The 25,787-nt window shown below is 72.4% G+C and carries 20 protein-coding genes and 1 pseudogene; 10 read left to right on the top strand and 11 right to left on the bottom strand.

What is annotated here, in order from left to right; all coding sequences use genetic code 11:
* Nucleotides 1-5: 5 nt before the first annotated feature.
* A complete protein-coding gene (locus tag ACZ5CZ_RS20160; RefSeq protein WP_468944531.1) occupies nucleotides 6-863 on the bottom strand; it encodes an EamA family transporter in 858 nt (285 codons plus the stop codon).
* Nucleotides 864-985: 122 nt separating this feature from the next.
* Here ACZ5CZ_RS20160 and ACZ5CZ_RS20155 point away from each other — a divergent pair, with 122 nt between their 5' ends.
* Nucleotides 986-1,558: a helix-turn-helix domain-containing protein gene (locus tag ACZ5CZ_RS20155; protein ID WP_468944529.1), complete on the top strand. Its 573-nt coding sequence runs from the start codon at nucleotides 986-988 to the stop codon at nucleotides 1,556-1,558.
* 44 nt (nucleotides 1,559-1,602) lie between these two features.
* On the opposite strand, the gene ACZ5CZ_RS20150 is transcribed toward ACZ5CZ_RS20155, so the two are convergent.
* The gene (locus ACZ5CZ_RS20150) at nucleotides 1,603-2,760 is read right to left on the bottom strand and encodes a cation diffusion facilitator family transporter (RefSeq protein WP_468944527.1); all 1,158 of its coding nucleotides are present in this window, start codon (nucleotides 2,758-2,760) and stop codon (nucleotides 1,603-1,605) included.
* 61 nt (nucleotides 2,761-2,821) lie between these two features.
* Between ACZ5CZ_RS20150 and ACZ5CZ_RS20145 the strand changes: the two genes are divergently transcribed.
* Nucleotides 2,822-3,172, top strand: coding sequence for an ArsR/SmtB family transcription factor (locus tag ACZ5CZ_RS20145; RefSeq protein WP_468944524.1), 351 nt, complete (start codon nucleotides 2,822-2,824; stop codon nucleotides 3,170-3,172).
* A 111-nt stretch (nucleotides 3,173-3,283) separates the two neighbouring features.
* Here the strand turns inward: ACZ5CZ_RS20145 and ACZ5CZ_RS20140 are convergent, their stop codons facing one another.
* Nucleotides 3,284-4,924 (bottom strand): APC family permease, encoded by a 1,641-nt coding sequence (locus ACZ5CZ_RS20140; protein ID WP_385844192.1) that lies wholly within the window; start codon nucleotides 4,922-4,924, stop codon nucleotides 3,284-3,286.
* Between the two features lie 199 nt (nucleotides 4,925-5,123).
* Nucleotides 5,124-5,534: a CoA-binding protein gene (locus ACZ5CZ_RS20135; protein WP_385844194.1), complete on the bottom strand. Its 411-nt coding sequence runs from the start codon at nucleotides 5,532-5,534 to the stop codon at nucleotides 5,124-5,126.
* A gap of 139 nt (nucleotides 5,535-5,673) precedes the next feature.
* On the opposite strand from ACZ5CZ_RS20135, the gene ACZ5CZ_RS20130 reads away from it, so the two are divergent.
* From ACZ5CZ_RS20130 to ACZ5CZ_RS20110, 5 genes are all read left to right on the top strand, one after another.
* Nucleotides 5,674-6,405, top strand: a complete 732-nt coding sequence (locus tag ACZ5CZ_RS20130) for a hypothetical protein (protein WP_385844195.1) — start codon at nucleotides 5,674-5,676, stop codon at nucleotides 6,403-6,405.
* Between the two features lie 85 nt (nucleotides 6,406-6,490).
* A complete protein-coding gene (locus ACZ5CZ_RS20125; RefSeq protein WP_468944519.1) occupies nucleotides 6,491-7,033 on the top strand; it encodes a SixA phosphatase family protein in 543 nt (180 codons plus the stop codon).
* Between the two features lie 39 nt (nucleotides 7,034-7,072).
* On the top strand, nucleotides 7,073-7,699 hold the full coding sequence (locus ACZ5CZ_RS20120; protein WP_385844197.1) for a YigZ family protein: 627 nt from the start codon (nucleotides 7,073-7,075) through the stop codon (nucleotides 7,697-7,699).
* Between the two features lie 107 nt (nucleotides 7,700-7,806).
* Entirely contained in the window at nucleotides 7,807-8,970 is a 1,164-nt protein-coding gene (locus ACZ5CZ_RS20115) for an exonuclease SbcCD subunit D (RefSeq protein ID WP_468944516.1), read from the top strand.
* The gene (locus ACZ5CZ_RS20110) at nucleotides 8,967-11,966 is read left to right on the top strand and encodes an AAA family ATPase (protein WP_468944513.1); all 3,000 of its coding nucleotides are present in this window, start codon (nucleotides 8,967-8,969) and stop codon (nucleotides 11,964-11,966) included. Before ACZ5CZ_RS20115 ends, ACZ5CZ_RS20110 begins: the two co-directional genes overlap by 4 nt.
* 275 nt (nucleotides 11,967-12,241) lie before the next feature.
* Here the strand turns inward: ACZ5CZ_RS20110 and ACZ5CZ_RS20105 are convergent, their stop codons facing one another.
* Nucleotides 12,242-16,687 carry a CU044_2847 family protein gene (locus tag ACZ5CZ_RS20105; RefSeq protein ID WP_468944510.1) on the bottom strand — a complete coding sequence of 1,482 codons (4,446 nt, stop codon included), beginning with the start codon at nucleotides 16,685-16,687 and terminating at the stop codon, nucleotides 12,242-12,244.
* An 828-nt stretch (nucleotides 16,688-17,515) separates the two neighbouring features.
* Between ACZ5CZ_RS20105 and ACZ5CZ_RS20100 the strand changes: the two are divergent.
* Nucleotides 17,516-17,722, top strand: a pseudogene (locus ACZ5CZ_RS20100) (SbcC/MukB-like Walker B domain-containing protein); the annotation flags it as partial.
* Between the two features lie 9 nt (nucleotides 17,723-17,731).
* Here the strand turns inward: ACZ5CZ_RS20100 and ACZ5CZ_RS20095 are convergent.
* Nucleotides 17,732-18,178, bottom strand: coding sequence for an Lrp/AsnC family transcriptional regulator (locus ACZ5CZ_RS20095; protein ID WP_468944507.1), 447 nt, complete (start codon nucleotides 18,176-18,178; stop codon nucleotides 17,732-17,734).
* A gap of 94 nt (nucleotides 18,179-18,272) precedes the next feature.
* On the opposite strand from ACZ5CZ_RS20095, the gene ACZ5CZ_RS20090 reads away from it, so the two are divergent.
* A complete protein-coding gene (locus ACZ5CZ_RS20090; protein WP_450788960.1) occupies nucleotides 18,273-18,749 on the top strand; it encodes a rhodanese-like domain-containing protein in 477 nt (158 codons plus the stop codon).
* Nucleotides 18,750-18,775: 26 nt separating this feature from the next.
* On the top strand, nucleotides 18,776-19,291 hold the full coding sequence (locus ACZ5CZ_RS20085) for an immunity 21 family protein (protein ID WP_385844204.1): 516 nt from the start codon (nucleotides 18,776-18,778) through the stop codon (nucleotides 19,289-19,291).
* Between the two features lie 12 nt (nucleotides 19,292-19,303).
* On the opposite strand, the gene ACZ5CZ_RS20080 is transcribed toward ACZ5CZ_RS20085, so the two are convergent.
* From ACZ5CZ_RS20080 to ACZ5CZ_RS20060, 5 genes are all read right to left on the bottom strand, one after another.
* A complete protein-coding gene (locus ACZ5CZ_RS20080; protein WP_468944505.1) occupies nucleotides 19,304-20,542 on the bottom strand; it encodes a cytochrome P450 in 1,239 nt (412 codons plus the stop codon).
* A gap of 33 nt (nucleotides 20,543-20,575) precedes the next feature.
* On the bottom strand, nucleotides 20,576-21,967 hold the full coding sequence (locus ACZ5CZ_RS20075; RefSeq protein ID WP_468944502.1) for an NAD(P)/FAD-dependent oxidoreductase: 1,392 nt from the start codon (nucleotides 21,965-21,967) through the stop codon (nucleotides 20,576-20,578).
* Complete coding sequence (locus ACZ5CZ_RS20070; RefSeq protein WP_385844208.1) at nucleotides 21,957-22,187, bottom strand: ferredoxin; 231 nt, start codon at nucleotides 22,185-22,187, stop codon at nucleotides 21,957-21,959. The genes ACZ5CZ_RS20075 and ACZ5CZ_RS20070 overlap by 11 nt, the downstream gene beginning before the upstream one ends.
* Nucleotides 22,188-22,355: 168 nt before the next feature.
* Nucleotides 22,356-23,033 carry a hypothetical protein gene (locus ACZ5CZ_RS20065; protein WP_468944498.1) on the bottom strand — a complete coding sequence of 226 codons (678 nt, stop codon included), beginning with the start codon at nucleotides 23,031-23,033 and terminating at the stop codon, nucleotides 22,356-22,358.
* Between the two features lie 1,048 nt (nucleotides 23,034-24,081).
* Entirely contained in the window at nucleotides 24,082-25,773 is a 1,692-nt protein-coding gene (locus tag ACZ5CZ_RS20060; protein WP_468944495.1) for a DUF885 domain-containing protein, read from the bottom strand.
* Nucleotides 25,774-25,787 lie beyond the last annotated feature (14 nt).

The following is a 25,787-nucleotide window of genomic DNA, read 5'->3' as shown; positions in this document are numbered from 1 at the left end:
CGGGGTCAGCCGGTCGCCAGCAGCAGGGTGCCCAGCAGCGCAAGCCCCGCTCCCGCCGCCTGGACGGCGCGCAGCCGCTCGCTGAGGAAGCCGCGCGCGGCCAGCGCCGTGACCACCGGATACAGCGAGGCCAGGACGGCCGCCACGGTGACCGGGCCGTGCTGGGCGGCGACGGCGTAGGTGCCGTTGGCCGCCACATCGGCGAGGCCGACGAAGGCCAGCGCGGGCAGCGAGGTCCAGGGGAAACCGCCCTGCGGTACGACGGGGACGCCCCGCCGGGCCGAGACGGCGAGCGCGGCACCGCCCACCGCGATGTTCGTCAGCCGCTGCACGAACAGGGCGAGGAACAGCCCGGTGACATTCGTCGACGCCTCCGAGATCAGCGCGAACACCGCGCCGAAGCCGAGCGCCGCGACCAGGGTGAGCAGGATCGTCCGCCGCTGCACGGGCGCACCCCGCAGCTGCGGGCCGCCGGCCAGGACGACCCCGGTGACCGCGACCGCGATGCCCGCGACCTGGAGCAGCCCCGGACGTTCGCCGAGGACCAGCCCCACGCCGACGGGCACGGCCACGCTGAGCGTGGCGAGCGGCGACACCACGCCCATCGGGCCGCGCGCGAGCGCCTGGTAGAAGCAGAGCACCGCCACCGGACCGATCACGCCGGCCGCGGCGGCGAACCACAGCCGGGGCCCGGCCTCGCCGCAGCCGCCCGTGGCGACGACGATCGCGCCCAGCACGGCGGCCGCGACCGTCTGCGAGACCACCACCACGGTGAGCGCCGGGGTGCGCCGTGTCAGCAGCCCGCCGCCGAAGTCGGCCAGCCCCCACAACAGACTGGTGGTCAGGGCGAAGAATGCCGTCACGGTACCTCGCAGTACAGTTTGTTGGACGAAGGAGTACGTCCCACGATAGTTCAATCAACTGAACTCTTTCATCCATCACAGTGGACCATCTCGCATACCGGACCCCGGACCCTGGACGAAATGTGTCGGACCTCGACCTGCTGACCCAGTCCCTTGCGCGCAACGTCAAGCGCTGGCGCACCGAGCGCGGCTTCACCCTGGACGCGCTGGCCGCCCGGGCCGGGGTCAGCCGCGGCATGCTCATCCAGATCGAGCAGGCCCGCACCAACCCGAGCATCGGCACCGTCGTCAAGATCGGCGACGCGCTCGGCGTCAGCATCACCACCCTGCTCGACTACGAACAGGGCCCCCGGGTCCGCGTGGTCCCGGCCGACCAGGCCGTACGGCTGTGGCACAGCGAGGCCGGCGGCTACAACCGGCTGCTGGCCGGCACGGAGGCCCCCGGCCCGCTGGAGATGTGGGACTGGCGGCTGATGCCCGGCGAGCGCAGCCCCTCGGACCCGCACCCGGCCGGCACGGTCGAACTCCTCCATGTCACCGCCGGCGAACTGACCCTCATCGTCGAGGGGGTACGGCACCTCGTCCCGGCGGGTGCCAGCGCCTCCTTCGAGGCGGACGTCCCGCACGAGTACGGCAACGAGGGCGAGGTCCCGATGGAGATGGTGATGGCCGTCTCGGTTCCCCCGGTCCGCTGAACGCCCTGCTCACCCTCGGACCGGTGCACCCGGGCGGCGCCTGATCACGCCGTGAGGTGGTGGGCGAGCGCCAGATGCGGATCCGGCCCGCCCGGCACCGGTGCCGGGTCCGCGTGCACCAGGGCGGCCGTCAGCCGGGGCAGGGCGTGCAGCAGGGCGTGTTCGGCCTCGACGGCGATCGCGTGCGCCTGCCGTACCGTCGCCTCCCCGTCCACCGTCACCGCCAGTTCGGCCCGCAGCCGGTGCCCGATCCAGCGCAGCCGCAGCTCACCCACCCCATGCACGCCGGGCACCGCCCGCACCGCGCGCTCGGCCCGGTCCACCAGCGCCGGGTCGACGGCGTCCAGCATCCGCCGGAACACCTCGCGCGCCGCGTCCCGCAGCACCAGGACGATCGCGGCCGTGATCGCCAGCCCCACGACCGGGTCGGCCGCCCGCCAGCCCAGCGCGGATCCGCCCGCGCCCAGCAGCACGGCCAGCGAGGTGAACCCGTCGGTACGGGCGTGCAGCCCGTCGGCGACCAGCGCGGCCGAGCCGATCTGCCGCCCCACCCGGATCCGGTACCGGGCCACCCACTCGTTGCCGGCGAAGCCGACCAGCGCGGCCACCGCGACCGCCGGCAGCTGCGCGACCGGGCGCGGCTCGAGCAGCCGTCCCACGGCCGCCCAGGCGGTGAACGCGGCCGAGCCGGCGATGGTCAGCACGATCGCCAGCCCCGCCAGGTCCTCGGCGCGGCCATAGCCGTAGGTGAACCGCCGGGTCGCCGCCCGCCGCCCCAGCACGAAGGCGATGCCGAGCGGTACGGCGGTCAGCGCGTCGGCGGCGTTGTGCACCGTGTCGCCGAGCAGCGCCACCGAGCCGGAGAGGGCCACCACCGCCCCCTGTGCCAGCGCGGTCGCCCCCAGCACGAGCAGGGACACCCACAGCGCCCGCATCCCGCGCGCCGAGGACTCCAGCGCGGGGTCGAGCTTGTCGGCGGTCTCGTGGGAGTGCGGGGTGAGGAGATGGCCGAGCCGGTGCTTCAGCCCGGGGCGGCCGGTCTGGTGGGGGTGGGGGTGCTGGTGCGCGTGGGAGTGCCCGTCCTCGCCGTGTGCGTGCCGGTGCTGCTGTGGCTCCTGGCCATGAGCCGCGTGTCCGTGTGCTCCGTGTCCCTGTGCCCCGTGTTCGTCCGACCCGTGCCGGTGCGGCTGCCGGTCGCTCACGTCGGTCCCCTTCCGGTGTGCGGGAGTGGACGCGAGACGTCCACGGAGCCATTATGTGCGTATGAGCGCACGCATGCACCTATCACCTGCGCACCATGCGCATCCGCGCAGCCCGGGCGAGGAGCAGTTCGCGCTCGCCGCCGACCTCCTGGCCCTGCTCGGCGACCGCACCCGCCTCACCCTGCTGCACGCCCTGACCGCCGGCCCGGCCGACGTCGGCACGCTCACCGAGGCCTGCGGCGCCGCCCGCCCGGCCGTCAGCCAGCACCTGGCCAGGCTGCGCCTTGCGGGTCTCGTGGACACCCGCAAGGAGGGCCGCCGGGTGATCTACTCGCTGCGGCACGCGCATGTGCCCCGGCTGGTCCAGGAGGCGCTGCGGACGGCCGACCACCTGCTCACCGAAGGGCGCTGATCGGAGTCGCCCACGCGCGGCCCGGTCTCGGTGCGCACCCCCCGTAAACACGACGGTGTCCCGTCAGCAGAGCTCTGCTGACGGGACACCGGAGTTGGGTGAGGGAGGTGGTCAGTGCGCCGGAGCGTCGGTGACCACGACCTCGTCGATGCTGCGCTCGATCGCCTCGGGGGCGGAGGCGGTCGCCTTGGCCCAGTAGTAGATGCCGAGGGAGAAGACCGCCACGACCAGGATGTCCCACCACAGCGGCAGGGTGCCGTTGCCGCCGAAGGTGCTCAGGTAGGAGATCACGCCGATGCCCAGCAGGTAGGGCAGCAGCCACTGCGCGGCCTTGAAGTCCAGCCGCGGCGCGTTGGGCAGGTTCTTGCTGATCGCGTACGCGGCGTAGGAGCCGAGCAGGACGTAGCCGATGAGGATGGCGCAGCCCAGCCGCCACAGGGTGTCCCAGCCGGACCAGAAGATGATCAGGTTGGCGACCACGAAGGACAGCGGCGAGATGAACTGGCCGCCGGGCAGTCGGTACGGGCGCTCCAGGTTCGGCAGCCGGTCCTTGAAGACGCCGTAGGCCAGCGGGGCGCCCGCGTACATCAGCACGCTCGCCGAGGTGATGAAGCTGACCAGGGTCTGCCAGCTCGGGAAGGGCAGGAAGCAGATCACGCCGGTCACGAAGGAGATGGCGAGACCGAACCACGGCACACCGCGGGAGTCCGTCTTGGCGAACACCTTCGGCGCGTAGCCGTTCTTGGCGAGGCCGTAGGAGATGCGGGAGGTGGCGGTGGTGTAGATCAGGCCGGTGCCACCGGGGGAGATGATCGCGTCGGCGTACAGGATCCAGGCCAGCCAGCCCAGACCGACCAGCGTGGCGAGACCGGCCCAGGGGCCGCTGATGCCGGCGTAGTTCAGGTGCGCCCAGCCCTTGGCGAAGGAGGCGTGCGGCAGGGCGGCGATGAAGACGACCTGGAGCAGGACGTAGATCACGGCACCGATGGCGACCGAGCCGAGCGTCGCGCGGGGCAGGTCACGCTTCGGGTTGCGGCTCTCACCGGCCAGCTGGATCGCCTGCTCGAAGCCGAGCAGCGCGAAGATGATGCCGCTGGAGCTGATCGCGGTCAGGACGCCCTTGGCGCCGAACGGCGCGAAGCCCTCGGAGGTGAAGTTGGCCGGGTGGAAGTTGCCGATGGCGATGACGAAGATCGCGGCGAGCGGGACGGCGATCTTCCACCAGGTGGCGGCGCTGTTGGTGTGGGCGAGGACGCGGACACCGAGGAAGTTGACCGCGACGAACACGGCCATGAGGATCACGGCGACGACGATGCCGCTGGTGGTGAGCGTCTGGTTGGCGTTCTGTAGCCCGTCGGCGAACTTCCAGTGCTTGGCATAGCCGATCATGGCCTCGACCTCGATCGGGGCCACGGTGGCTGCCTGGAGCCAGGAGAACCAGCCGAAGGACATGCCGGCCAGGCCGCCGAAGGCGTAGTGGGGGTAACGGGCGGTGCCGCCCGCGACCGGGAACATGCCGCCGAGTTCGGCGTGCACGAGCGCCAGCAGCACGATGGCCACCGCGCCGATCACCCACGAGATGATCGCGGCGGGGCCTGCTGCCACCACGGCCTTCTCGGCGCCGAAGAGCCAGCCTGAACCGATGATGGACCCCACGGAGGCCCACATCAGGCCGATCAGTCCGACGTCGCGGCGGAGCCCACCGGTGTCGCTTGTGGCTACCGAGGGCTTAGCCTGGTCGACATTCGCCATGTCAAGTGGCCTCTCACATGTGAACGGAGATTTAACGGGGAAGGAGGCCACAGGTTAGGTAGGCGTGAGGCCCTGGCAGAAGACGTGATACCAAATCTTGACCCTGGATCTTACATGTCTTATACACAAGTCTTCGTACAGGTCAGGCACGCTCTGCGAATGTAGATATTCAGCGTGTAATTGTGATGTAGGAGAAGAATCAGCCAGCCAGGAGCGGAATTTCGATCGCCGGGCAGCGGTTCATGACCATGTCAAGTCCGGCGGTGCGGGTCCTCTCGTAGGCCGCCACGTCGACGACCCCCAGCTGGAACCAGACCGCCTTGGCCCCCTTTGTCACGGCTTCGTCGGCCACCGCACCCGCCAGTTCGCTGTTGACGAAGACGTCGACCACGTCCACGGGGAAGGGGATGTCCGCCAGCGACGGGTAGCCGCGCTCGCCGTGCACCGTCTCGGCCTTCGGGTGCACCGGCACGATCCGCTTGCCGAACCGCTGGAGCACCTGCGCCACCCCGTAGGCGGCCCGGCTCCGGTTGCCGGACAGGCCGACCACCGCCCAGGTGTCGCCCAGCTCGGTCAGGATCCTGCGGATCGTCGCCTCGTCGCCGTACATGGCCGCCTCCTCGGGTCGGGGGTCCTTCGCCTGGGCAACAGCGCTCCGGCGGTGCCGATTCCCCCCGGTACCCCGCCACGGTGACCGGAATCGGCGCAAGGTGCCTGCACACGGCCGTCCGCCCGCCTACGCTCGGCCCGTGCTGCGCATCCTCGACGCCCGAACCGGTGAGCACGTCGCCGCCGCGCCCGCCCGCCGTGGTCTGACCCGTATCGAGGCCCACGCCTTCGGCCTCGACGCGTCGGCCCTGCGGGTGCTGCTCACCGCCGATCTGCTCGTCCGTGCCCTGGAACTGGGCGGAACCCCGGTCTGGGCGACCCTCACCGCCCCCCGCGACCAGCCGGAACTCCGTGCGGCCGGTACCGCCCTCGCCATCCGTCCCTTCGAGGACGGGCACGACCTCGCCTCCGGCCTGGGCGAGGCCCAGGCCATCCACGTGGTCCGGCAGGACACGGAGGAGGTCTCCGGGGCCGGCCCGGTCGCGGCCGTGGCCCCCGTGGTCACCGCCTGCCCCCTCCCGGTCCTCCTCGGCGACCCCGCCGCGCTGCGCCTGGCCCTCCTCGCCGTCCCGCGCGGCGAACCCGCCCGGCTGGACACCGCCGCGCTGGACGAGGCCGCGCTCCGGCTCGGCGGGTGGCGGCGGGCCGTGGCCGAGTGGGCGCGCCGGCCCTCCCGGCCGGTGCCCGACGAGGTACGGGGACGGCTGCGGGCCGCCTGGCAGGACGACCTGGACCTGCCCGCCGTACTGGCCGTGCTGCACGACGTGGCGCACACGCCGGACCTGCCCGACGGCGCCCGCTTCGAGACCTACGCCTACGCCGACCGCCTCCTCGCCCTGGACCTGACCGGCGACCTCGGCAGGCCCGCATGAGCCGGGCGACGGCCTCGCCGGCGAGCGGGAGGCGCGGGGTGACTGCCGGGGCACGCGTGCGCTCCGCCGGCCTCGGGAGGCGCGGGTGAGGGAGCGGGCCGGGGCGGGGCCGCTGCGGCGGCTGATCGTGCTGCGGCATGCGAAGTCCGCCTGGCCCGAGGGGGTCGAGGACCACCACAGACCGCTCGCCTCGCGCGGTCTGCGCGACGCCCCGGCGGCCGGCCGGGCCCTCGCCGAGGCCGACTTCCTGCCCGACCTCGCCCTGTGCTCCACCGCCGTACGCGCCCGGCAGACCTGGCAGCTGGCCTCGGCCGAGTGGGGCACCCCGCCACCGGTGCGCTACGACCGCCGGCTGTACGGCGCCGCCGTACCCGACCTCCTGGAGGTGGTGCGGGAGGCGCCGGCCGAGGTGGAGACGCTGCTGCTGGTCGGGCACAACCCGGGCCTGGAGGACCTCGTCCTGGCGCTGGCCGGGGACGGCCTGGACGACACCCTGGACCGGGTGCGGACCAAGTTCCCGACCGCCGCGCTCGCCGTCCTGGCCTGGCGCGGCACCGGCTGGCCGGCCCTCGCCCCGGGCGTGGCCCTGCTGACCTGGTTCACGGTGCCGCGCGGCAGGAAGAGCTGACCGGGCAGGGCGCACCGGTCAAGGACCTAGGCTTACGGGATGCAGGACGAGTACCGCACAGTCGCCCGCGCGGGCGTGCACGAGACCGAGGTCAACCGCTCCCGCTTCCTGTGCGCGCTCGCCCCGGCCGCCACCGAGCAGGAGGCGCAGGACTTCATCGCGTCCGTGCGCAAGGAGCACGCCGACGCCACCCACAACTGCTGGGCGTACGTCATCGGCGCCGACGCCTCCGTGCAGAAGGCCAGCGACGACGGCGAGCCGGGCGGCACCGCCGGTGTCCCCATGCTCCAGATGCTGCTGCGCCGCGAGATGCGGTACGTCGTCGCCGTGGTCACCCGCTACTACGGCGGGGTCAAGCTCGGCGCCGGCGGGCTGATCCGCGCCTATGGGGGAGCCGTCGGCGAGGCCCTGGACACCCTCGGCACCCTCACCCGGCGCCGCTTCCGGCTGGCCACCGTGACCGTCGACCACCAGCGTGCGGGCAAGGTGCAGAACGACCTGCGCGCCACCGGCCGCGAGGTGCGGGACGTCCGCTACGGCGAGGACGTCACCATCGAGATCGGCCTGCCGGACGCCGACGTGGACGCCTTCCGCGCCTGGCTCGCCGATGTGACGGCGGGCACGGCCGGCTTCGCACTGGGCGGAGAGGCCTACGGCGACGCGTGATGTTCGTCTCGGATCGGACATAACAGGGCGAATCTCAATGGGGTGTGACGGTCCGGTACCGGAGTGACGGCCCGTGATGTCGGACCCGGCCGATAGTCTCGGGGGCCATGAGACTGCTGCACACGTCCGACTGGCACCTCGGCCGGGCCTTCCACCGGGTGAACATGCTCGGGGCCCAGGCCGAGTTCATCGGTCACCTCGTCACCACCGTGCGTGAGCGCGAGGTCGACGCGGTGGTCGTCTCCGGCGACGTGTACGACCGCGCGGTGCCGCCGCTCGCCGCGGTCGAGCTGTTCGACGACGCCCTGCACCGTCTCGCGGACCTCGGCGTGCCCACGGTGATGATCTCCGGCAACCACGACTCGGCCCGCCGCCTGGGCGTCGGCGCCGGACTCATCGACCGCGCCGGCATCCATCTGCGCACCGAGCCGTCCGCCGTCGGCACCCCCGTCGTGCTGCCGGACGCCCACGGGGACGTCGCCTTCTACGGCCTGCCCTACCTCGAACCCGCCCTGGTGCGGGAAGAGTTCGCGGTGGCGAAGGCGGGGCACGAGGCCGTGCTCGGCGCCGCCATGGACCGCGTCCGCGCCGACCTCTCCACCCGCGCGCCCGGCACGCGTTCCGTCGTCCTCGCCCATGCCTTCGTCACCGGCGGCCGGGCCAGCGACAGCGAGCGCGACATCACCGTCGGCGGGGTCGCCGCCGTACCGGCCGGCGTCTTCGACGGCGTCGACTACGCGGCCCTCGGCCATCTGCACGGCTGTCAGACCATCACCGAGCGGGTGCGCTACTCCGGCTCCCCGCTCGCCTACTCCTTCTCCGAGGCCGAGCACCGCAAGACCATGTGGCTGGTCGACCTCGGCGCCGACGGGTCCGTCACCGCGGAGCGTGTGGACTGCCCGGTGCCCCGCCCGCTGGCCCGCCTCCGGGGCACCCTGGAGGAGCTGCTCGCCGACCCCGCGCTCGCCCGGCACGAGGACGCCTGGGTCGAGGCCACCCTCACCGACGCGGTCCGCCCCGCCGACCCGATGGCCCGGCTCACCGAGCGCTTCCCGCACACCCTCAGCCTCGTCTTCGCCCCCGAGCGCGCGCCGGACGACCCCCAGGTCTCCTACGCCCGCCGCCTCGCGGGCCGCAGCGACCAGCAGATCGCCGAGGACTTCGTCGCCCATGTCCGCGGCGCCGGACCGGACGAGCGGGAGACGGCCGTGCTCCGCGACGCCTTCGACGCCGCCCGCGCCGACGACGCCGTACGGGAGGTGGCCCGATGAGGCTGCACCGGCTGGACCTCACCGCCTTCGGCCCCTTCGGCGGCACCCAGAGCGTCGACTTCGACGCCCTCTCCGGCGCCGGGCTCTTCCTGCTGCACGGCGCCACCGGCGCCGGCAAGACCTCCGTCCTGGACGCCGTCTGCTACGCCCTGTACGGCGCCGTCCCCGGCGCCCGGCAGACCGGCCAGGGCATGAACCTGCGCAGCGACCACGCCGAGCCCCGCACCCGCACCGAGGTCCGCCTCGACCTGACCGTCGCCGGCCGCCGCCTGGAGATCACCCGGCAGCCGCCCTGGGAGCGGCCCAAGCTGCGCGGCAAGGGCACCACCGTGGACAAGGCGCAGACCTGGCTGCGCGAGTACGACAGCACGGCGGGCGCCTGGCAGGACCGCAGCCGCTCGCACCAGGAGATAGGCGAGGAGATCACCCAGCTGCTCGGCATGAGCCGCGAGCAGTTCTGCCAGGTGGTGCTGTTGCCCCAGGGCGACTTCGCCCGCTTCCTGCGTGCCGACGCGGAGGCCCGCGGCCGGCTGCTCGGCCGCCTCTTCGACACCCAGCGCTTCGCCGACGTGGAGAAGCGCCTCGCCGACCGCCGCCGCGCCACCGAGGCACGCGTGCGCGAGGGCGACGCGGCGCTGCTCGCCGACGCCCACCGCATGCAGCAGGAGGCCGGCGACGCCATGGAGCTGCCCGACCTGGCCCCCGGCGACCCGGGCCTCGCCGACGCCGTGCTCGGCGCCGCCGCCGTCGCCCGCAGCACCGCCCGCGAACGCCTCACCCTCGCCCACTGCCGCCTCACCGCCGCCGAGGCCGCCCACGCTCAGGCCCGCATCGCGCTGGACGACACCCGGGAACTCGCCCGGCTCCAGGCCCGGTTCGCCGAGGCCCGGCAGCGCGCCGCGAGGCTCCAGGAGCGGGCCGGCGCGCACGCCGAGGCCCGGGAGCGGATGGAGCGGGCCCGCAGGGCGGAGGCGGTCGCCCCCGCGCTGGAGCTGCGCGAGGCCGCCGAGCAGGAGCACCGCGGGGCCGCCCGCGCCGAGGCACGCGCGCGCGGCATGCTCGACGGCCCCTGTGCCGCGCACGCCGACGCCGGTGTGGCCGGACTCGCCGCCGCCGCCCGCCGGGCGGCCGAGGAACTGGGCGGACTGGACGCGGCCCGGCGCGCCGAGCGGCGCCTGGACCGCCTCGCCGAGGAGCGTGCCGTACTCGACCGGCAGGAGCGCGCCGACGAGGACGTCCTGCGCGAGGCCGACGCCTGGCTCGACGGCTGGGACACCAGCCGCGCCGCCCTCCAGTCCCGCATCGACTCCGCCCAGGAGGCCGCCACCCGCGCCGAGCGGCTCGCCGTCCGGCGCGAACCCATGGAGCAGCGGCTCGCGGCGGCCCGCACCCGCGACGCCCTCGCCGCCGACCTGGAGGCGGCCCGGGAACGCGCGCGCATCTCCGCGCAAGCGGCCCTGGACGCCCGCGCGCACTGGCTCGACCTCAAGGAACAGCGGCTCAACGGCATCGCCGCCGAGCTGGCCGCCCACCTGAGCGACGGCGAGCCCTGCGCGGTCTGCGGCGCCACCGAACACCCCGCACCGGCCCGCAAGGTCGCCGGACACGTCGACCGGGAGACCGAGGACCGCGCCCTGGCCGCCTGCCGGCGCGCCGAGGAGCGGCACACCGAGGACGAAGGCCGGCTGGCCGCCGTACGGGAGGCCCTGGCCGCCGCCACCGCCGAGGCCAAAGACGCCACGACCGCGCAACTCGAAGCCGAAGCGGCCGAGTTGGAGCAGGAGTACACCCGCGCCCGGCGTGCCGCCTCCGCGCTGCACGCCGCCCACGAGGAGCTGCGGCGCGCCGAGCAGGAGCGCGAGCAACGCCTCGCCGACCGCCAGCAGGCCGCCGTACGGGCCGCCTCCCGGCTCACCCGGCGCGACACCCTGGAGCGCGAACAGGCGCTGCTGGAAGCCGAGTTGGCCGAGGCCCGCGGCACCGCCGAGAGCGTGGCCGCGCGGGCCGCGCAGCTGGAGCGGCAGGCGGCGCTGCTCACCGAGGCCGCCGACGCCGCGCGCGCCGCCGAGGACGCGGCCCAGCGGCTGAAGGCCGCCGACGCCCGCCTCGCCGACGCCGCCTACCGGGCCGGCTTCGACACCCCGCAGGCCGCGGCCGCCGCGCTGCTGGACCCCGCGGCCCACCGGGAGCTGCAACACCGGCTGGACGCCTGGCAGACGGAGGAGGCCGCCGTCCGCACCCTGCTGGCCGAGGCCGACACCGCCGCGGCCGACCGGCAGCCGCCCGCCGACCCGGCCGCGGCCGAACGGACGGCGGCCGACGCGGAGCGCCGGCTGCGCGAGGCGGCCTCCGCGCGCGACGCCGCCGCCCGCGCGTGCGCCGAACTGGACCGCCTCTCCGCGCGGGCCGCCGAGGCCGTACGCCGCCTGGCACCGCTGCGCGAGGAGTACGACCGGGTCGCCCGGCTCGCCGCGCTCACCGCCGGCACCTCCGCCGACAACGAACGCAAGATGCGCCTGGAGTCGTATGTGCTGGCCGCCCGCCTGGAACAGGTGGCCGCCGCCGCGACCGTCCGGCTCCAGCGGATGTCCTCCGGCCGCTACACCCTCGTCCACTCCGACGACCGCACCGGACGCGGCCGCAGCGGACTGGGACTCCATGTCGTCGACGCCTGGACCGGCCGCGAACGCGACACCGCCACCCTGTCCGGCGGCGAGACCTTCTTCGCCTCCCTGGCGCTCGCCCTCGGCCTCGCCGACGTGGTCACCGACGAGGCGGGCGGCGTCCGCCTCGACACCCTCTTCATCGACGAGGGCTTCGGCAGCCTGGACGACCAGACCCTGGACGAGGTCCTCGACGTCCTCGACTCCCTGCGCGAACGCGACCGCAGCGTCGGCATCGTGAGCCACGTCGCCGATCTGCGCCGCCGGGTCCACGCCCAGCTGGAGGTGGTGAAGGGGAGAGGGGGGTCTACGCTGCGGCAGCGGGGGGTCTGAGCGAGGCATGAACGCTCGCTCGCTGGCTAACACATTGCCGCCAGTCTGGATGGATTTGTTATCTGCCGTTCCGTCTCCTTCCTTGATCGTCCTTGGCCCTCTGTCCCCCGCCTCCCCCGGCGACCAGCTGTCATACGAGCCGGGCCTGTGGGCATGTCCGCAACCGCAGGTAGCGAATGATGGAGGATCGACCTCTACTGAGAAGAGTGTCGTGACGCCGGAAATTGGTCGTCGGGATCAAGGTCCCGGGCGGCGGAGCCGGTATGCGGGCGGGATCAGGCCGAAGGGCAGACGCGGCCAACGGATCTTCCCAGCAGAAGGGAAACCTGTTGGTCCTGAGTCGGGTCCTCGTTGACGTTTCGGCAGACGGTTCCGAGTGCGTCAACGGTTTTGGGTAGAACCGCGTCCCATAGCCGTACGGTTCTGTCGTCGCTGGTGGTGGCGAGGGTGCGGCCGTCTGGGCTGAACGCCACGGAATACACCGCACCCGTGTGGCCGGCGAAGGTGGCGCGGGCCTTTCCGGTGCGCACGTCCCACAATCGCACCGTCTTGTCGTCGCTTCCGGTGGCGAGGGTGTGTCCGTCTGGGCTGAATGCCACCGAGTACACCGGACCGTTGTGGCCTGTGAGCGTGGTGCGGGTCTTGCCGGTGGCCGCGGTCCATAGCCTGGCGGTTTGGTCGTCACTGCCGGTGGCGAGGGTCTGACCGTCTGGACTGAACGCCACGGATTGCACCTTGTTCGTGTGGCCTGCAAGCGTGGCGCGGCGCTTGCTCGTTGTCACGTCCCAGAGTCTTACGGTGGTGTCCGCGATGGCTGTGGCCAGGGTGCGGCCGTCCGGACTGAAACTTACCGACTTGACCGCAAACCCCGCTCCTTCGGTGACGTCAATCCTGGGGCGTGGCCTTCCGGTCGCCACGTCCCACAGTTGGGCCGTGTTCCATTCGCTCACGGCGGCGAGTGTGCGGCCGTCCGGGCTGAACGCCACTGACCACACCGATCCGTTGTCAGCGGAGAAGGTCCGGCCGCGCTTGCCTGTGGCCACGTCCCACAACTGCACCGTCTGGTAGTCATAGCCCACGGCGAGGGTGCGTCCGTCCGGACTGAACGCAACCGACCACACCGTACCCATGTTCGAGGTGTACGTGGCGCGGGCCTTGCCTCTGGCCGCGTCCCACAGCCGTACGGTCCCGTCTTCGCTGCCGGTGGCGAGGATGTGCCCGTCCGGGCTGAAGGCGGCGGATCTGACCGGCGCTGTGTGGCCGGTGAGGATCTCGCGGGCTGCACCGGTGTGCAAGTTCCACAGCCGGGTGGTTCTGTCGTCGCTTCCGGTCGCGAGGGTGTGCCCGTCTGGGCTGAACACCACGGCTTCCACCGCACCTCTGTGGCCTTGCAGGACGGTACGGGTGGTGCCTGTAGCCACGTCCCACAACCGTACAGTCTCGTCTTCGCTGCCGGTGGCGAGGGTGTGCCCGTCCGGGCTGAAAGCCAATGCCCATGCCGCGGCCCTGTGGCCGGTCAAGGTGATACGGGGCCTGCCCGTGGCCACGTCCCACAGCCTGGCGGTGTTGTCGGCGCTTCCGGTGGCGAGGGTGTGCCCGTCCGGACTGAACTGCACGGCCCAGACCGTCTTCGTGTGGCCCTTGAGCGTGGCACGGGGACTGCCTGTGGCCACGTCCCACAGCCTGGCGGTGTTGTCGGCGCTTCCGGTGGCGAGGGTGCGTCCGTCCGGACTGAACGCCACCGAGTAAATCCAGTCACTGTGCCCGATGAAAGTGCCACGCAACTTACAGGTGGCCACGTCCCAAAGCTTGGCGGTGTGGTCGGCGCTGGCGGTGGCGAGCGTGCGTCCATTCGGGCTGAACACCACCCAGTTCACCTGGTCCGTGTGGCCGACGAGGGTGCCACGGGTCCTACCGGTGGCCACGTCCCACAGGCGAGCCTTGCCGTCGGCGCTGCCGGTGGCGAGGGTGCGCCCGTCCGGGCTGAACGCCACCGACCACACCTCGCCTCCGCGGCCGTCGAGGACGGTACGGGTCCTGCCGGTGGCCACGTCCCACAGGCGAGCCTTGCCGTCGGTGCTGCCGGTGGCGAGGGTGCGCCCGTCCGGGCTGAACGCCACCGAGTACACCTCCCGCCGGTGCCCCACGAGAGACCGGTGGAGCGGGAGAGCCGCGGCGTCCTGCAGACTCGCGACCGCCTCGGGGGTTCGGCTCGTGCGGTATGCCTGGACGGCCAGCAGCGATGCCAGATCGGGATTGGTCGCGATGAGGCTGTCGGACTTCGCGGCGAGTTGTCGCGAAAGGTCCGCCTGTTGCTCGGCCCTGGCCGTCCGCCATTGCCACAACGCGACGCCTGTAGCGGCGAGCGCGAGGGCCAGCACGGACGCCAGGATCATGTTGAGGCGTTTGCTGCGTCGGATGACCGCTTGCTGCCTCTGCTTGCTCGCGGTGAGATACGCGGTGATCTCCCCTGGCAGACGGCGCTTCTGGGACCAGTCGAGGCCTTCGGCGAGCGCCGTCCCGGTGAGCAGATCACCGGGGTCGGACGTTTCGGCCCAGCGGGCACGCCTCGCGCGCGTGTGCTCGAGCCATCCTTGGAAGCGGTGGTCCTGGCGGACCCACTCGCGCAGGGTGCCCCAGTCGCGGATGAGCGCATCGTGGATCAGTTCGGCGACCGGCTGGTCCGCAGCGGTGTCGGCGTTCTGGGCCGTGCCGGGTGTGCGGGTGGTGATGATGCGGTGACTGGTGAGTACAGCGAGGACCTCGTCGAAGGGGCCGTTGCTCTCCGGCTCATTGGAGGGGTCGGTGGCCACATCGCGCAGTTCCCCTAAGGCAACCTGCGCGCGAACTGCGGGAATGCGGTGGATTGGATCAGCGGGTCGCACCAGGGAGGTCAATATGCGTTGGGCAATGGGCCGTTGGTCACTGGTGAGCTGGTCCAGGGCGGTGTCTGCCCACGTGGCAAGGCTGCCCGTCACTCCGCCGATGCGCTGGTAGGCCTCGTGGGTGAGGTATCCTTCATGGCGCCTCAGCCACAGCTGGCTCAATGCTACCTCCACCAGGGGGAGCATGGTGGCAGGTACTTGGCCGACGGTCGCCCCATTGGGGACGGTGGCCAGCACGTCGCTGATGATGTGCTCCGGCAGACCGGGCTCAAAGTGCGCTCCCACATCGCGGGCGGGCAGCGTGATGATGTCGTGCAGGTCATGTCGGCTGAGCACCGCCGGCACATTGAGGAGTCCCGGCATCGCGGTTTCCAACAGCCTGGGAGCCAGGGCGGCGAGCTGCGGGTAAAAGTCATCGCGCATCACAAGGAGCACACTGAGGCGGTTGTGGTTGTCCAGGGCTTCGATGATCTGGTCCGCGACGATCCGGCGACGATCCGGTGTGCTGGTGCTCCGCTGGGTGAGCAACTCTTCGAACTGGTCGATGACGAGAAGGAGGCGCTCACATGCGGGATGCGCCGCGAGCTTGCGGGCGATGGCTGCGGAGAGCCCGTCACCCCCGGTGCCGGGCAGTCCCGCGCGCTCCAGTTCGGTCAGCAGATCCTGCCTCGGCCGTACGACCAGAGGAAGCCAACTGTCGCTGCCGTGCAGATCGCCCGCAGCCACTGCGGGCAGAACGCCGGCCTGTATCAGCGACGTCTTGCCCGAACCAGAGGGACCCAGCAAGAGCGTCAACCGCTGGCGGCGGGCCAGGCCTGCCAGCACCTGGCGTATCGCGTCCTCCCGCCCCTTGAACCATCGGGCCTGATCGACGCCGAACGACTCCAGCCCCAGATAAGGAGATACGTCCCGTTCGATAAGTTCCGGCCACACCTCGCGGAGCACCTGGGTCGGGGTGACGTAAGCAATGCCTTGCCCCCTCGCGTAGGCGTCGGGGGTGGTGATCTCAGTGACCATGCCGATGACCAAGCCCGTCACCTCATCGAGGACAGGCGCGCCGCTGAACCCAGTCGTCAAGTCGTTGGCAGCAGTCAACTGCAGGTGAACGCCCCGGCCCTCGACGGCACCTAGCAAGTCGCCGCACACGCCGAAGCCGAAGTGCCCGCCGATCGGGGCCTGAGCGGGGAATCCGAACGAGCGCACTTGATGACCTCGGCGGCCTTCGGCAGAGCCCAGGGACAAGACTGTCATGCCAGGTGATGTGTTGTTGAGGCGCACCATGGCCACGTCTTCCCCGTCCGGGGCACGCCACGGCCCCTCCAACACCTCCCCCTGTACGCGAGGGACGCCCTCCACGTGGGGGAAGACCAGATGTACGGTGCCGCCCGGGCCGGACCCTGCGGCGTAGACGACATGCGCGCAGGTAACCAGGAGGCACTCTGCCACCAGGAAGCCAGCCCCAGCCACCTGGCCTTGTCGGTCGAGGACCTGTGCCACGGCACTGGGAAGCCCCCGTGCATGCCAGCTCTCCCCGCCTGTTCCCAGGACATCCATCGGATCAGTCCAATCCCCCCGCTCGCCGTCGGGCGACGGGGACTCGCACCCCTTCCACATGACGGTCACGCGCAGGCGAGCATTTGCACCCGTTTTGGTGACGACAGCTCCTGCCTCAACCGTGAGGTCAACGCCCAACTCGATGGCAATCTCGTGGGGACCGGCCTTGCGGAGCTGTTCGAGCGTGGCACGCGCCGCTTTGGTGACCGGTTCCAACGCCCCTGACAGGTCTTGAGGAAGGTCATGGATAGCCTCACTGATGCGGCCGGCCTTCTGACCCATCCGCTGCAGACGACGCCTCGATCAGCACGCAGCCTCCGTCCTCCAGCGGAATCCGAGCCAAGTGGTTCAAGGCGCCTCCTCCTCTGGCAGGCTCTCGGCCGTATTAATGAGTGGAGGCATGACTGTCGTCCGAAGGCAGGGCCTGGCGTACGGTCATGCCATCGCAAACGGGCATGCCTATCAGAATGATCGTCACCGAATACGACACGGGTGCCCAGCTCAACTAGGCCGTTCGGCTCAGACCGCAGTCGCCCCCAGGCGCAGCTGCCACGACGCTTGGGACTGTAAATCGTTCGGTGTAACTACGTCTTCACCCGGCTCGACGGCCGCCCTCACAACCCCGCTTCCGGAGATTCGTCCAGCGCATCGGCCTACTGCCGGTCCGCCTGCACGACCTGCGTCACTGCGCCGCATCACTCAGCTTGGCCGCCGGCCTGTCGATGAAAGCCATCCATGCCCTGCTCGGCTACAGCAGCTACCCACTCACTGCCGATACCTACACCAGCCTGCTGCCGCAGTTCGAACGAGCCGCCGCCAACGCACCCCTTGACCTGGTACCACGCCGCAGCGGCGTCGAGAAACCCACGGATGAGCAAGCCCAGGCAGCCAAGGCACACCCCATGTCGCCTCGGTCTACGAAGAAACAAGCGACCGGCATCTGCGCGTCGTACGCCCCACCCCTCGCGACGAGGCGCTGGGCGCCGCCTGATCGCGCCGTCCCTCGTTTGTCCCCCTGCCCACCAAGAGAGCCCCTCGGAGATCACTCCGAGGGGTTTTCGTGCCCTGCTTTGCTCGGTCAGAGCTTGCGCCCGTAGCATTCGATCTTGCAACGCCCTCTTCATCGACGAGGGCTTCGGCAGCCTGGACGACCAGACCCTGGACGAGGTCCTCGACGTCCTCGACTCCCTGCGCGAACGCGACCGCAGCGTCGGCATCGTCAGCCACGTCGCCGATCTGCGCCGCCGGGTCCACGCCCAGCTGGAGGTCGTCAAGGGCCGCTCCGGCTCCACGCTCAGACAGCGCGGCACCGGCTGAGCGCCCGGGTCAGTGGCCGAGCGGCCGCCGGGGCAGGGGAGAGGAGTAGACGACGCTCGTGGTCACCGAGCCCAGCGTGCCGATCTTCCCGGAGACCTCCTCCAGGTGCGGCATCGAGCGCGCGGCGACCTTGATGACGAAGCAGTCGTCCCCCGTGACATGGTGGGCCTCCAGGATCTCCGGGGTGGCGGCCACCAGGTCGTGGAACGGCTTGTAGTTGCCGTTGGGGTACCGCAGCCGCACGAAGGCCAGGATCGGCAGCCCGAGCCGCTCGGGGTCCACGACCGCCGCGTAGCCCTGGATCACCCCCGCCTCCTCCAGCCGGCGCACCCGCTCGGTGACGGCGCTCGGCGACATCGACACGGCCCGCGCCAGCTCGGCGTAGCTGACCCGGCCGTCGCGCTGGAGGACCTCGAGTATGCGCCAGTCGGTGGCGTCCGGGGAATACACGGTCATCCGCGATGGATACCAGGGAAATCACCGGCCGATCAAGAGCAGGCCCGGGGATCGCCCCTTCAACGGGCCGCGCTCCGGCCGCAGAATTTAAGCCATGATCACTACGAACTCCGTGAACCCCGTGCTGCGGGTCGCCCCCGCCGCCCCCGCCGAGGCCGCCGCCTACTTCCGGGCGAGCCTCGCCTTCCACGCCGATGTCTCCGACGTGGCCGCCGCCCTCGCGGCCGGCGGCGACCCCGGCTTCGTCCTGGTGGACACCCGCTCCACCGAGTCCTGGGACCAGGGCCACGTCCCCGGCGCCGTCCACCTGCCCACCGCACTCATCCCCGAGCAGGCCGCCCAACTCCTCGACAGATCCGTGCCGGTGGTGACGTACTGCTGGGGCCCCGGCTGCAACGGCGCCACCCGCGCCGCCCTGGCCCTCGCCGAACTCGGTTACCAGGTCAAGGAGATGCTCGGCGGCTTCGAGTACTGGGCGCGCGAGGGCTTCGCGTACGAGACCTGGCAGGGCCCGGCGCGCCGCGACGCCGACCCGCTGACCGCCCCGGTCGACGGCGAGTGCGGCTGCTGACGGCGGGCCGTGTAGGTTCTGGGCCCATGGCTCGATATGCGGACCCAGGCGTACTGGAGTGGGTGGAGTCGGGCGGCGGCCCGCTGATAGCCGTCCCGGAGGCGGTGCTGCCGTTCTGGGCGGGCGCCGACAGCGAGGATCTCGACACGGACTACGACCGGGCCTGCGAGGTCGCCGGATTCGCCGGCCTGCTCCCGGTCGGCGACAGCGCGGCCCTCGTCCTCGGCGACGAACCGGCGGCCACCTCCTATCTGCCCGAGCACGGCACCCTGGTCCGCTGGTCGGCCGCGAACTCCGAGGACGAACTCCTCGCCGGGGTCCCCGCCGCGCTGCGGACGGCCGCCTGGGAAGCGGAGCTGCGCTGGCACGTACCCGGCCCGGTGCTGCTGTTCGACTCGGCCTGGCCGGGCGCCGAGGCCCCCGGCACCGAACACCTGCGCATTCCGCTGACCGCGGGCAGCTACACGGTCCGCGCGGCCTACGCCCAGCCGGGTCCGGAGACCTGGCTGGGACTGGTGCAGATCAGCAGGATCACCCCCTGAGCGCCCGGCCGCTCAGGGCCTGAGACCGTCGAAGGCGATGGTCAGATGCCGGGGACCGCGCAGCACCACGTTCTGCCGGTACGGCGGCGGGTCCTCGACCAGCCGTGGATTCTCCAGCCGCCGGGCCAGTTCGGACAGGGCGATCTGGGTCTCCAGCCGGGCCAGCGGAGCGCCGAAGCAGCTGTGGATGCCGCTGCCGAAGCCCAGATGCTGGATGTTCTCGCGGTCCGGGTCGAAGCGCTCCGGGTCCTTGAACCGCTCCGGGTCGCGGTTGCCCGCGGCCAGCATCAGCCAGAGCCGCGAGCCCTTGGGAATGGTGACCCCGCGCACCTCGATGTCGGCGATACAGGTGCGCTGGGGCACGATCTGCACCGGCGGCTCGTAGCGCAGCAGCTCCTCCACGATCCGCACCGACAGCGCCGGGTCCTCGCGCAGCCGCCGCAGCACGTCCGGGTGGCGCAACAGCGTCAGCATGCCGTTCGTGATCAGGTTGACCGTCGTCTCGTGCCCGGCGATCAGCAGCAGCACCGCGGTGCTGAGCACCTCCATCATCGTCATGGCACCGTCCGGGCCGCGGCTGTTGACCAGGTCGGACAGCAGGTCGTCCTGGGGGTCCTTGGTGCGCTGCTCGACCAGCCCCGCCAGGTACATCCCGAGCTGCATCCGTGCCTCCTGCGCCGTCTTCACGGACTCGGCGTCCGCGTTCTGGCGCGTCTCCGGGTCGAGGCTGGCGACCAGCGGGTCCACCCAGGCGCGGAAGCGGGGCTCGTCCTCCCGGGGCACGCCCAGCAGCCGGCAGATCACCGTCACCGGGAAGGGGTACGCGAACTGGTCGACCAGGTCGATCTCCCGCGCCTCGCCGAACCCGTCGATCAGACCGCCGACCACGGCCGCCATGTCATCGCGCATGTTCTCGACCCGGCGCGGCCGGTGCGGCGGCCCGAAGGCGCTGTTGGCGATGCGCCGGAGCCGGTCGTGCTCCGGCGGGTCGAGCCGCAGGAAGGACGGCGGCAGCCCGGTGTCCTCCGCCTGGCCGGCCTCGTCGTCCCCGGCGGCAGCGAGGTTCGCGGCGTCGGAGCTGATCCGCGGATCGTGCAGCAGGGCCTCGATGTCGTAGTAGGAGCTGATGACGTAGGGGCCGCCCTCCTCCTCGTGCAGCACCGGAGTCCTGCGGAGCTCCTCGTACAGCGGGTACGGGTTGGCGCGGTGGGCGAAGTCGGTGATCTGGCGCACCAGTGAGGCTTGCGTCATGACGGGTCCTTGGGGCGTCGGGCCGGACGGCGGTCAGTGCCGGGCGGGGTGGAAGACCAGCTGCTGCTCGGCCGGTGAGTAACCGCTGAGGGTCACGGTCGGGCCATGGGTCGGCAAGGACGGGTCGGGGAAGTCGGCGGACACCGGCTGCCTGCCCTCGGGACGGCGGTCCATCGTCGGGTACTCCACCGGGAACGGCGCGCCGCGTTCGATCTGCCGTGCGTAGAACTCCAGCCACCGGGCGTTGTCGAAGGCGACGGCGGCGACGACCCGGCCCTGGTGGCCGTACACGCCGACGAACCGGCGCTCCGCCGGAGAGCCCTGCGTGATCATGATCTGGTCGCCCATCGGAGGGACCCCGACCGACTTGACGTTCACACCGAACATCGAGGACCAGAAGGCCGGCATCCACAGGTGCGGGCGCCGGTCGGGGCCGTGGCAGATCATGTTGTGCGCGGCCGTCTCCGCCTGGGCGACGGCATTGCCCCAGTGCTCCAGCGACAGGAACTGGTAGCCGAACAGCGCGTGCGGCGACCGCGCCACGTCACCGGCCACGAACACGTCGTCGGTGACGATGCCCCGGAAGTCGAAGGCCCGGCAGCCCGCGTCGCAGGCGATGCCGCGGGGCCCGGCGCCCAGCCCCGACCCGGCCAGCCAGTCCGTGTTCCGCAGCGAGCCCAGCGAGACCACGACCACGTCCGCCTCGACGGTGCTCTCGTCCGACAGATGGACGGCCCGGACCCGGCCGACCGAGTCGCCCTCCAGCGCGGTCACCGTGACATGGGTGCGCAGATCGACACCGTTCTCGAGGTGGAGGTCGGCCGCGACCGCGCCCACCACCCCGCCGAGCGCGCCCACCAGCGGCGCCCCCGCACGCTCCGCCACAGTGACCGACAGCCCCATCTCGCGGCACGCCGACGCGATCTCCGACCCGGCGAACCCGGCGCCGATCACGAACACCCGGCGCGGCCCCGCCTTCAGCCGCCGGTACAGCCCGGCCGCGTCCTCCCGGGTGCGCAGCAGACACACGCCGTCCAGCCGCGCCTCCTCCTCCTTCGGCCAGGGACGGGCGCGGACACCGGTCGCGATGAGCAGCCGGTCGTACTCCACCTCGTCCCCGTCCGCCAGCCGCACCCGCTTGGCCGTCAGATCCAGGCCGGTCGCGGCGACGCCGAGCCGCCACTTGGCGTCGATGTCCCAGCGGTGCGGCAGCTCGGTGTGGTGCGGGGACGCCATGCCGAGCAGCACGGACTTGGACAGCGGCGGCCGGTCGTACGGCTCGTGCGGCTCGTCGCCGATCAGGGTCAGCTCCCCGGCGAAGCCCTCGGCGCGCAGCGTCTCGGCGGCACGCAGCCCCGCCAGCGAGGCGCCCACGATCACGATCCGGCCCTCGCGCCTGAGCCAGTCGATGTAGTCAGCGGCCATCGGACGCCCCCGCTGCGTCCCCCGCGCCGTCCAGGCCGTCCGCCGTGATCGCCTGCACCGGGCACGCGGCCACCGCGCGGGCCAGCCGCTCCCGCTGTTCCTCGGGGGCGTGCGGGTTGTACACCAGCGCCTCGTCGCCGTGCATGGCGAAGACGTCCGGGGCGAGGAACGCGCACTGGGCGTACCCCTGACATTTGTTGAGATCGACGACGAGCCTCATCGGCGCTCCGCCTTCCGATGGCCAGGTCCGGTGCGGGCCACCCTGTCGCGCGGGCGCTTCCGGACGGCGGTCATGTCCCGTTGGCCAGCATGAGCCGGGTACGGCGAGACCGCGCGCCGGGAGGCCCGGCCGGACGAACAACGACCGGGGGCACCCACCCCCGACGCGTCACGCCCGCGCCGCGCCACGCGACCGGTCACGGCCGCTCGCCACCAGGATGTACAGGCTGAGCACCAGGGACCACGCGGGGAAGACCAGTTCCGCCCAGGGCACGTTCGGCGAGACGAACAGCAGGGTCAGGGAGGTGACATAGCCCAGGACGGTGAGCCCGCGCGGCAGCACACCGAGCCGGCGGCCGATGGCCGAGACGACGGACACGAAGACGGCCGCCATCCGCATCCCGTAGCCCACCATCAGCGTGTAGGCGAAGTGGCGGCCGAAGTCCCAGGCCGCGGTCGGCGGCGCGCTGCCGCTCGGGTGCGCCACCGACAGGACGGCACCGGCCGCCGCGCCGGCGCCGAACAGCGTGGCCGTGAAGACCAGACCGCTGCCGAGGAACACCGTGGCGAGGAACCTGTCCTCGGCCGCCCCGACATGCGCGCGTACGGCGCCCATGAACCACAGGAAGAAGATGCCGGCGAACGGCACCAGCGCGAGGGCCGTCTGCACCGCGCTGCGCCGCGTGGAGTTCGTGAACCCCGGGGCGGTGACCGTGTCGGCCCCCTGCGGAATCGCCAGTCGGATCAGCACGATCGCCGCCGCCAGCAGCAGCGCGAAGACGACTCCCGCCAGTCCGGCGGCACGCGGCGTCTCCAGTTGGCGCTGCCCGGGTCCCGTCTGCTGCATGCCGGCCCGCCTCCTCCGCATCGGCCCCGGCACCAGCTAGCCGCCCGCACACCGGGCCCGCCACCGGGCCAGGGCCGGACGGCGGAGCGCGCGCATCGGCGATGAACGGTGCCGGCGGTCCGGGCCCGGTCGCCCCCCGGGCTGCCGACTGATCCCAGGGTGTCGCCGATTCCGGGCGCGGGGTCCTCGGGGACTCCGCGGCACGGGTCCTCTCGGGGGCTGGTGACCCGGCGGACCGCGCGCCCGGCGATCGACGGTGCCGGCGGTCCGGGCCCGGTCGCCCCCCGGGCTGCCGACTGATCCCAGGGTGTCGCCGATTCCGGGCGCGGGGTCCTCGGGGACTCCGCGACACGGGTTTTCTCCGGGACCGCCGACCCGGCGGAGCCGCCCGCGCCGACCCGGCGGAGCCGCTCACGCCGGGCTGGCCGGCCGACGCGGTGGTACGGAGGGGCAACGCGGTGGTCCGTAGGGACGGTCGGTCGAGGCGGTGGACCGGGGGCCCGGCCGGCCGAGGCGGTGGTCGGGGGAGGGCCGGCGGCGCGGTGGTCCGGGGGACGGCCCCGTGGTGGTTCGGAGGGACGCGGTCGGTCGAGGCGGTGGTCCGGGGGCCCGGCCGGCCGAGGCGGTGGTCGGGGGAGGGTCGGCGGCGCGGTGGTCCGGGGGACGGCCCCGTGGTGGTTCGGAGGGACGCGGCCGGTCGAGGCGGTGGACCGGGGGCCCGGCCGGCCGAGGCGGTGGTCGGGGGAGGGCCGGCGACGCGGTGGTCCGGGAGACGGCCCCGTGGTGGTTCGGAGGGACGCGGTCGGTCGAGGCGGTGGACCGGGGGTCCGGCCGGCCGAGGCGGTGGTCGGGGGAGGGCCGGCGGCGCGGTGGTCCGGGGGACGGCCCCGTGGTGGTTCGGAGGGACGCGGTCGGCCGAGGCGGTGGTTCGGAGGGATGGCCGGTCGGCGCGGTGGTCCGGGGGACGGCCGGCGGGGGTGTTCTCCTCGCCGGCCGTGACCTCAGCGGTTACGACCGCACGCTCGCCGGAGCGACCGGCGGGCGCGGTTCAGAGCCGGGACAGCTCGTCCACCAGGTCGTCCAGGCCGAGCGAGCCCTGCGACAGCGCCGCCATGTGCCAGGCCTTCAGGTCGAAGGCGTCGCCGTGCCGCTCCCGCGCCTTCTCCCGGCCCAGCAGCCACGCCCGCTCGCCCAGCTTGTAGCCGATCGCCTGCCCCGGCATGGTCAGATACCGGGTCAGCTCGCTCTCCACGAAGTCCGCCGGCCGGCTGCTGTGCGACCCGAAGAACTCCTGCGCCAGCTCCGGCGTCCAGCGCTCGCCCGGGTGGAACGGCGAGTCGGCCGGGATCTCCAGCTCCAGGTGCATGCCGATGTCGATGATCACCCGCACCGCGCGCATCATCTGTGCGTCCAGGTAGCCGAGCCGCTCCTCCGGCCCGGTCAGATAGCCCAGCTCGTCCATCAGCCGCTCCGCGTACAGCGCCCAGCCCTCGGCGTTGGCGCTGACCCCGCCGACCGTCGCCTGGTAGCGGGAGAGGTTCTCGGCCACGTGCGCCCACTGCGCCAGCTGGAGGTGATGCCCGGGCACGCCCTCGTGGTACCAGGTCGAGACCAGGTCGTACACCGGGAACCGGGTCTGCCCCATCGTGGGCAGCCAGGTGCGGCCCGGCCGGGAGAAGTCCTCCGACGGCGCCGTGTAGTAGGGGGCCGCCGCACTGCCGGCCGGGGCGATGCACGACTCCACCTTCCGCACCCGCTCGGCGAGTTCGAAGTGGGTGCCGTCCAGATCCGCGATGGCCTGGTCCATCAGGCCCTGGAGCCACTCGCGGACCTCGTCCACACCCTCGATGTGCCGGCCGTGCTCGTCCAGGTGCGCGAGCGCCTCCCACGGGGTCCGCGCGCCCGGCAGGACCTTCTCGGCCTCCTGCCGCATCTCGCCGAGGAGCCGGTGGAACTCCGCCCAGCCGTACGCGTAGGCCTCGTCCAGGTCCAGATCGGTGCCGTTGAAGTACCGGGACCAGCGGGCGTACCGCTCCCGGCCGACCACGTTCGGGGCGTCCTTCGCGGCCGGCGCGTACACGTCCCGCAGCCAGTCCCGCAGCTCCACCAGCGCACCGGTCGCCGCGCGGGCCGCCGCGTCCAGCTCGGCGCGCAGCGCCTCAGGTCCGGCGGCGGCGAAGTCCTCGTACCAGCCGCGGCCCTCGCCGTCGCCGCCCGTCCACTCGGTGAGCTGCTCGACGAACGTCGCGGTCGGCCGCGGCGCCGCGAACAGCCCCCGGTCCAGGCCGAGTTGCAGTGACTCCCGGTAGCCGGCCAGCGCCTCCGGCACCGCGCGCAGCCGCTCGGCGATCGCCGCCCAGTCCTCCTCCGTCTGCTGCGGAGTCACCGTGAAGACCTCCCGGACCGAGTGGCCGGGGGTGTGCATGTTGCCGACCGCGCGCAGATGCTCGTCCGCGTCGTGCATGGCGAGTTCGGCGGTCAGCCGCTCCCGCAGCAGCCGCGCGCAGCGCCGCTCCACGTCGCTGTCCGCGCCGGGCTGCCGCTCCGCCTCGTCCAGCTTCGCGAGCGTCGCCCGGGCCAGCCCGGCGAGGGCGTCCTGGCCCGCGGGCGAGTAGTCCGGCAGCCTGCTGGAACTCTCCTTCACGCCGAGGTAGGTACCGGTGACCGGGTCGAGGGCGATGAGGTCGTCCACGTACGCGTCGGCGACCTGACGGGGCAGCGGGCTCTTGATGTCAGACATGCCGCACATCCTCG

Source organism: Streptomyces sp. NPDC031418, from assembly GCF_055581605.1.
This window is presented reverse-complemented; position numbering and strand designations above follow the sequence as displayed.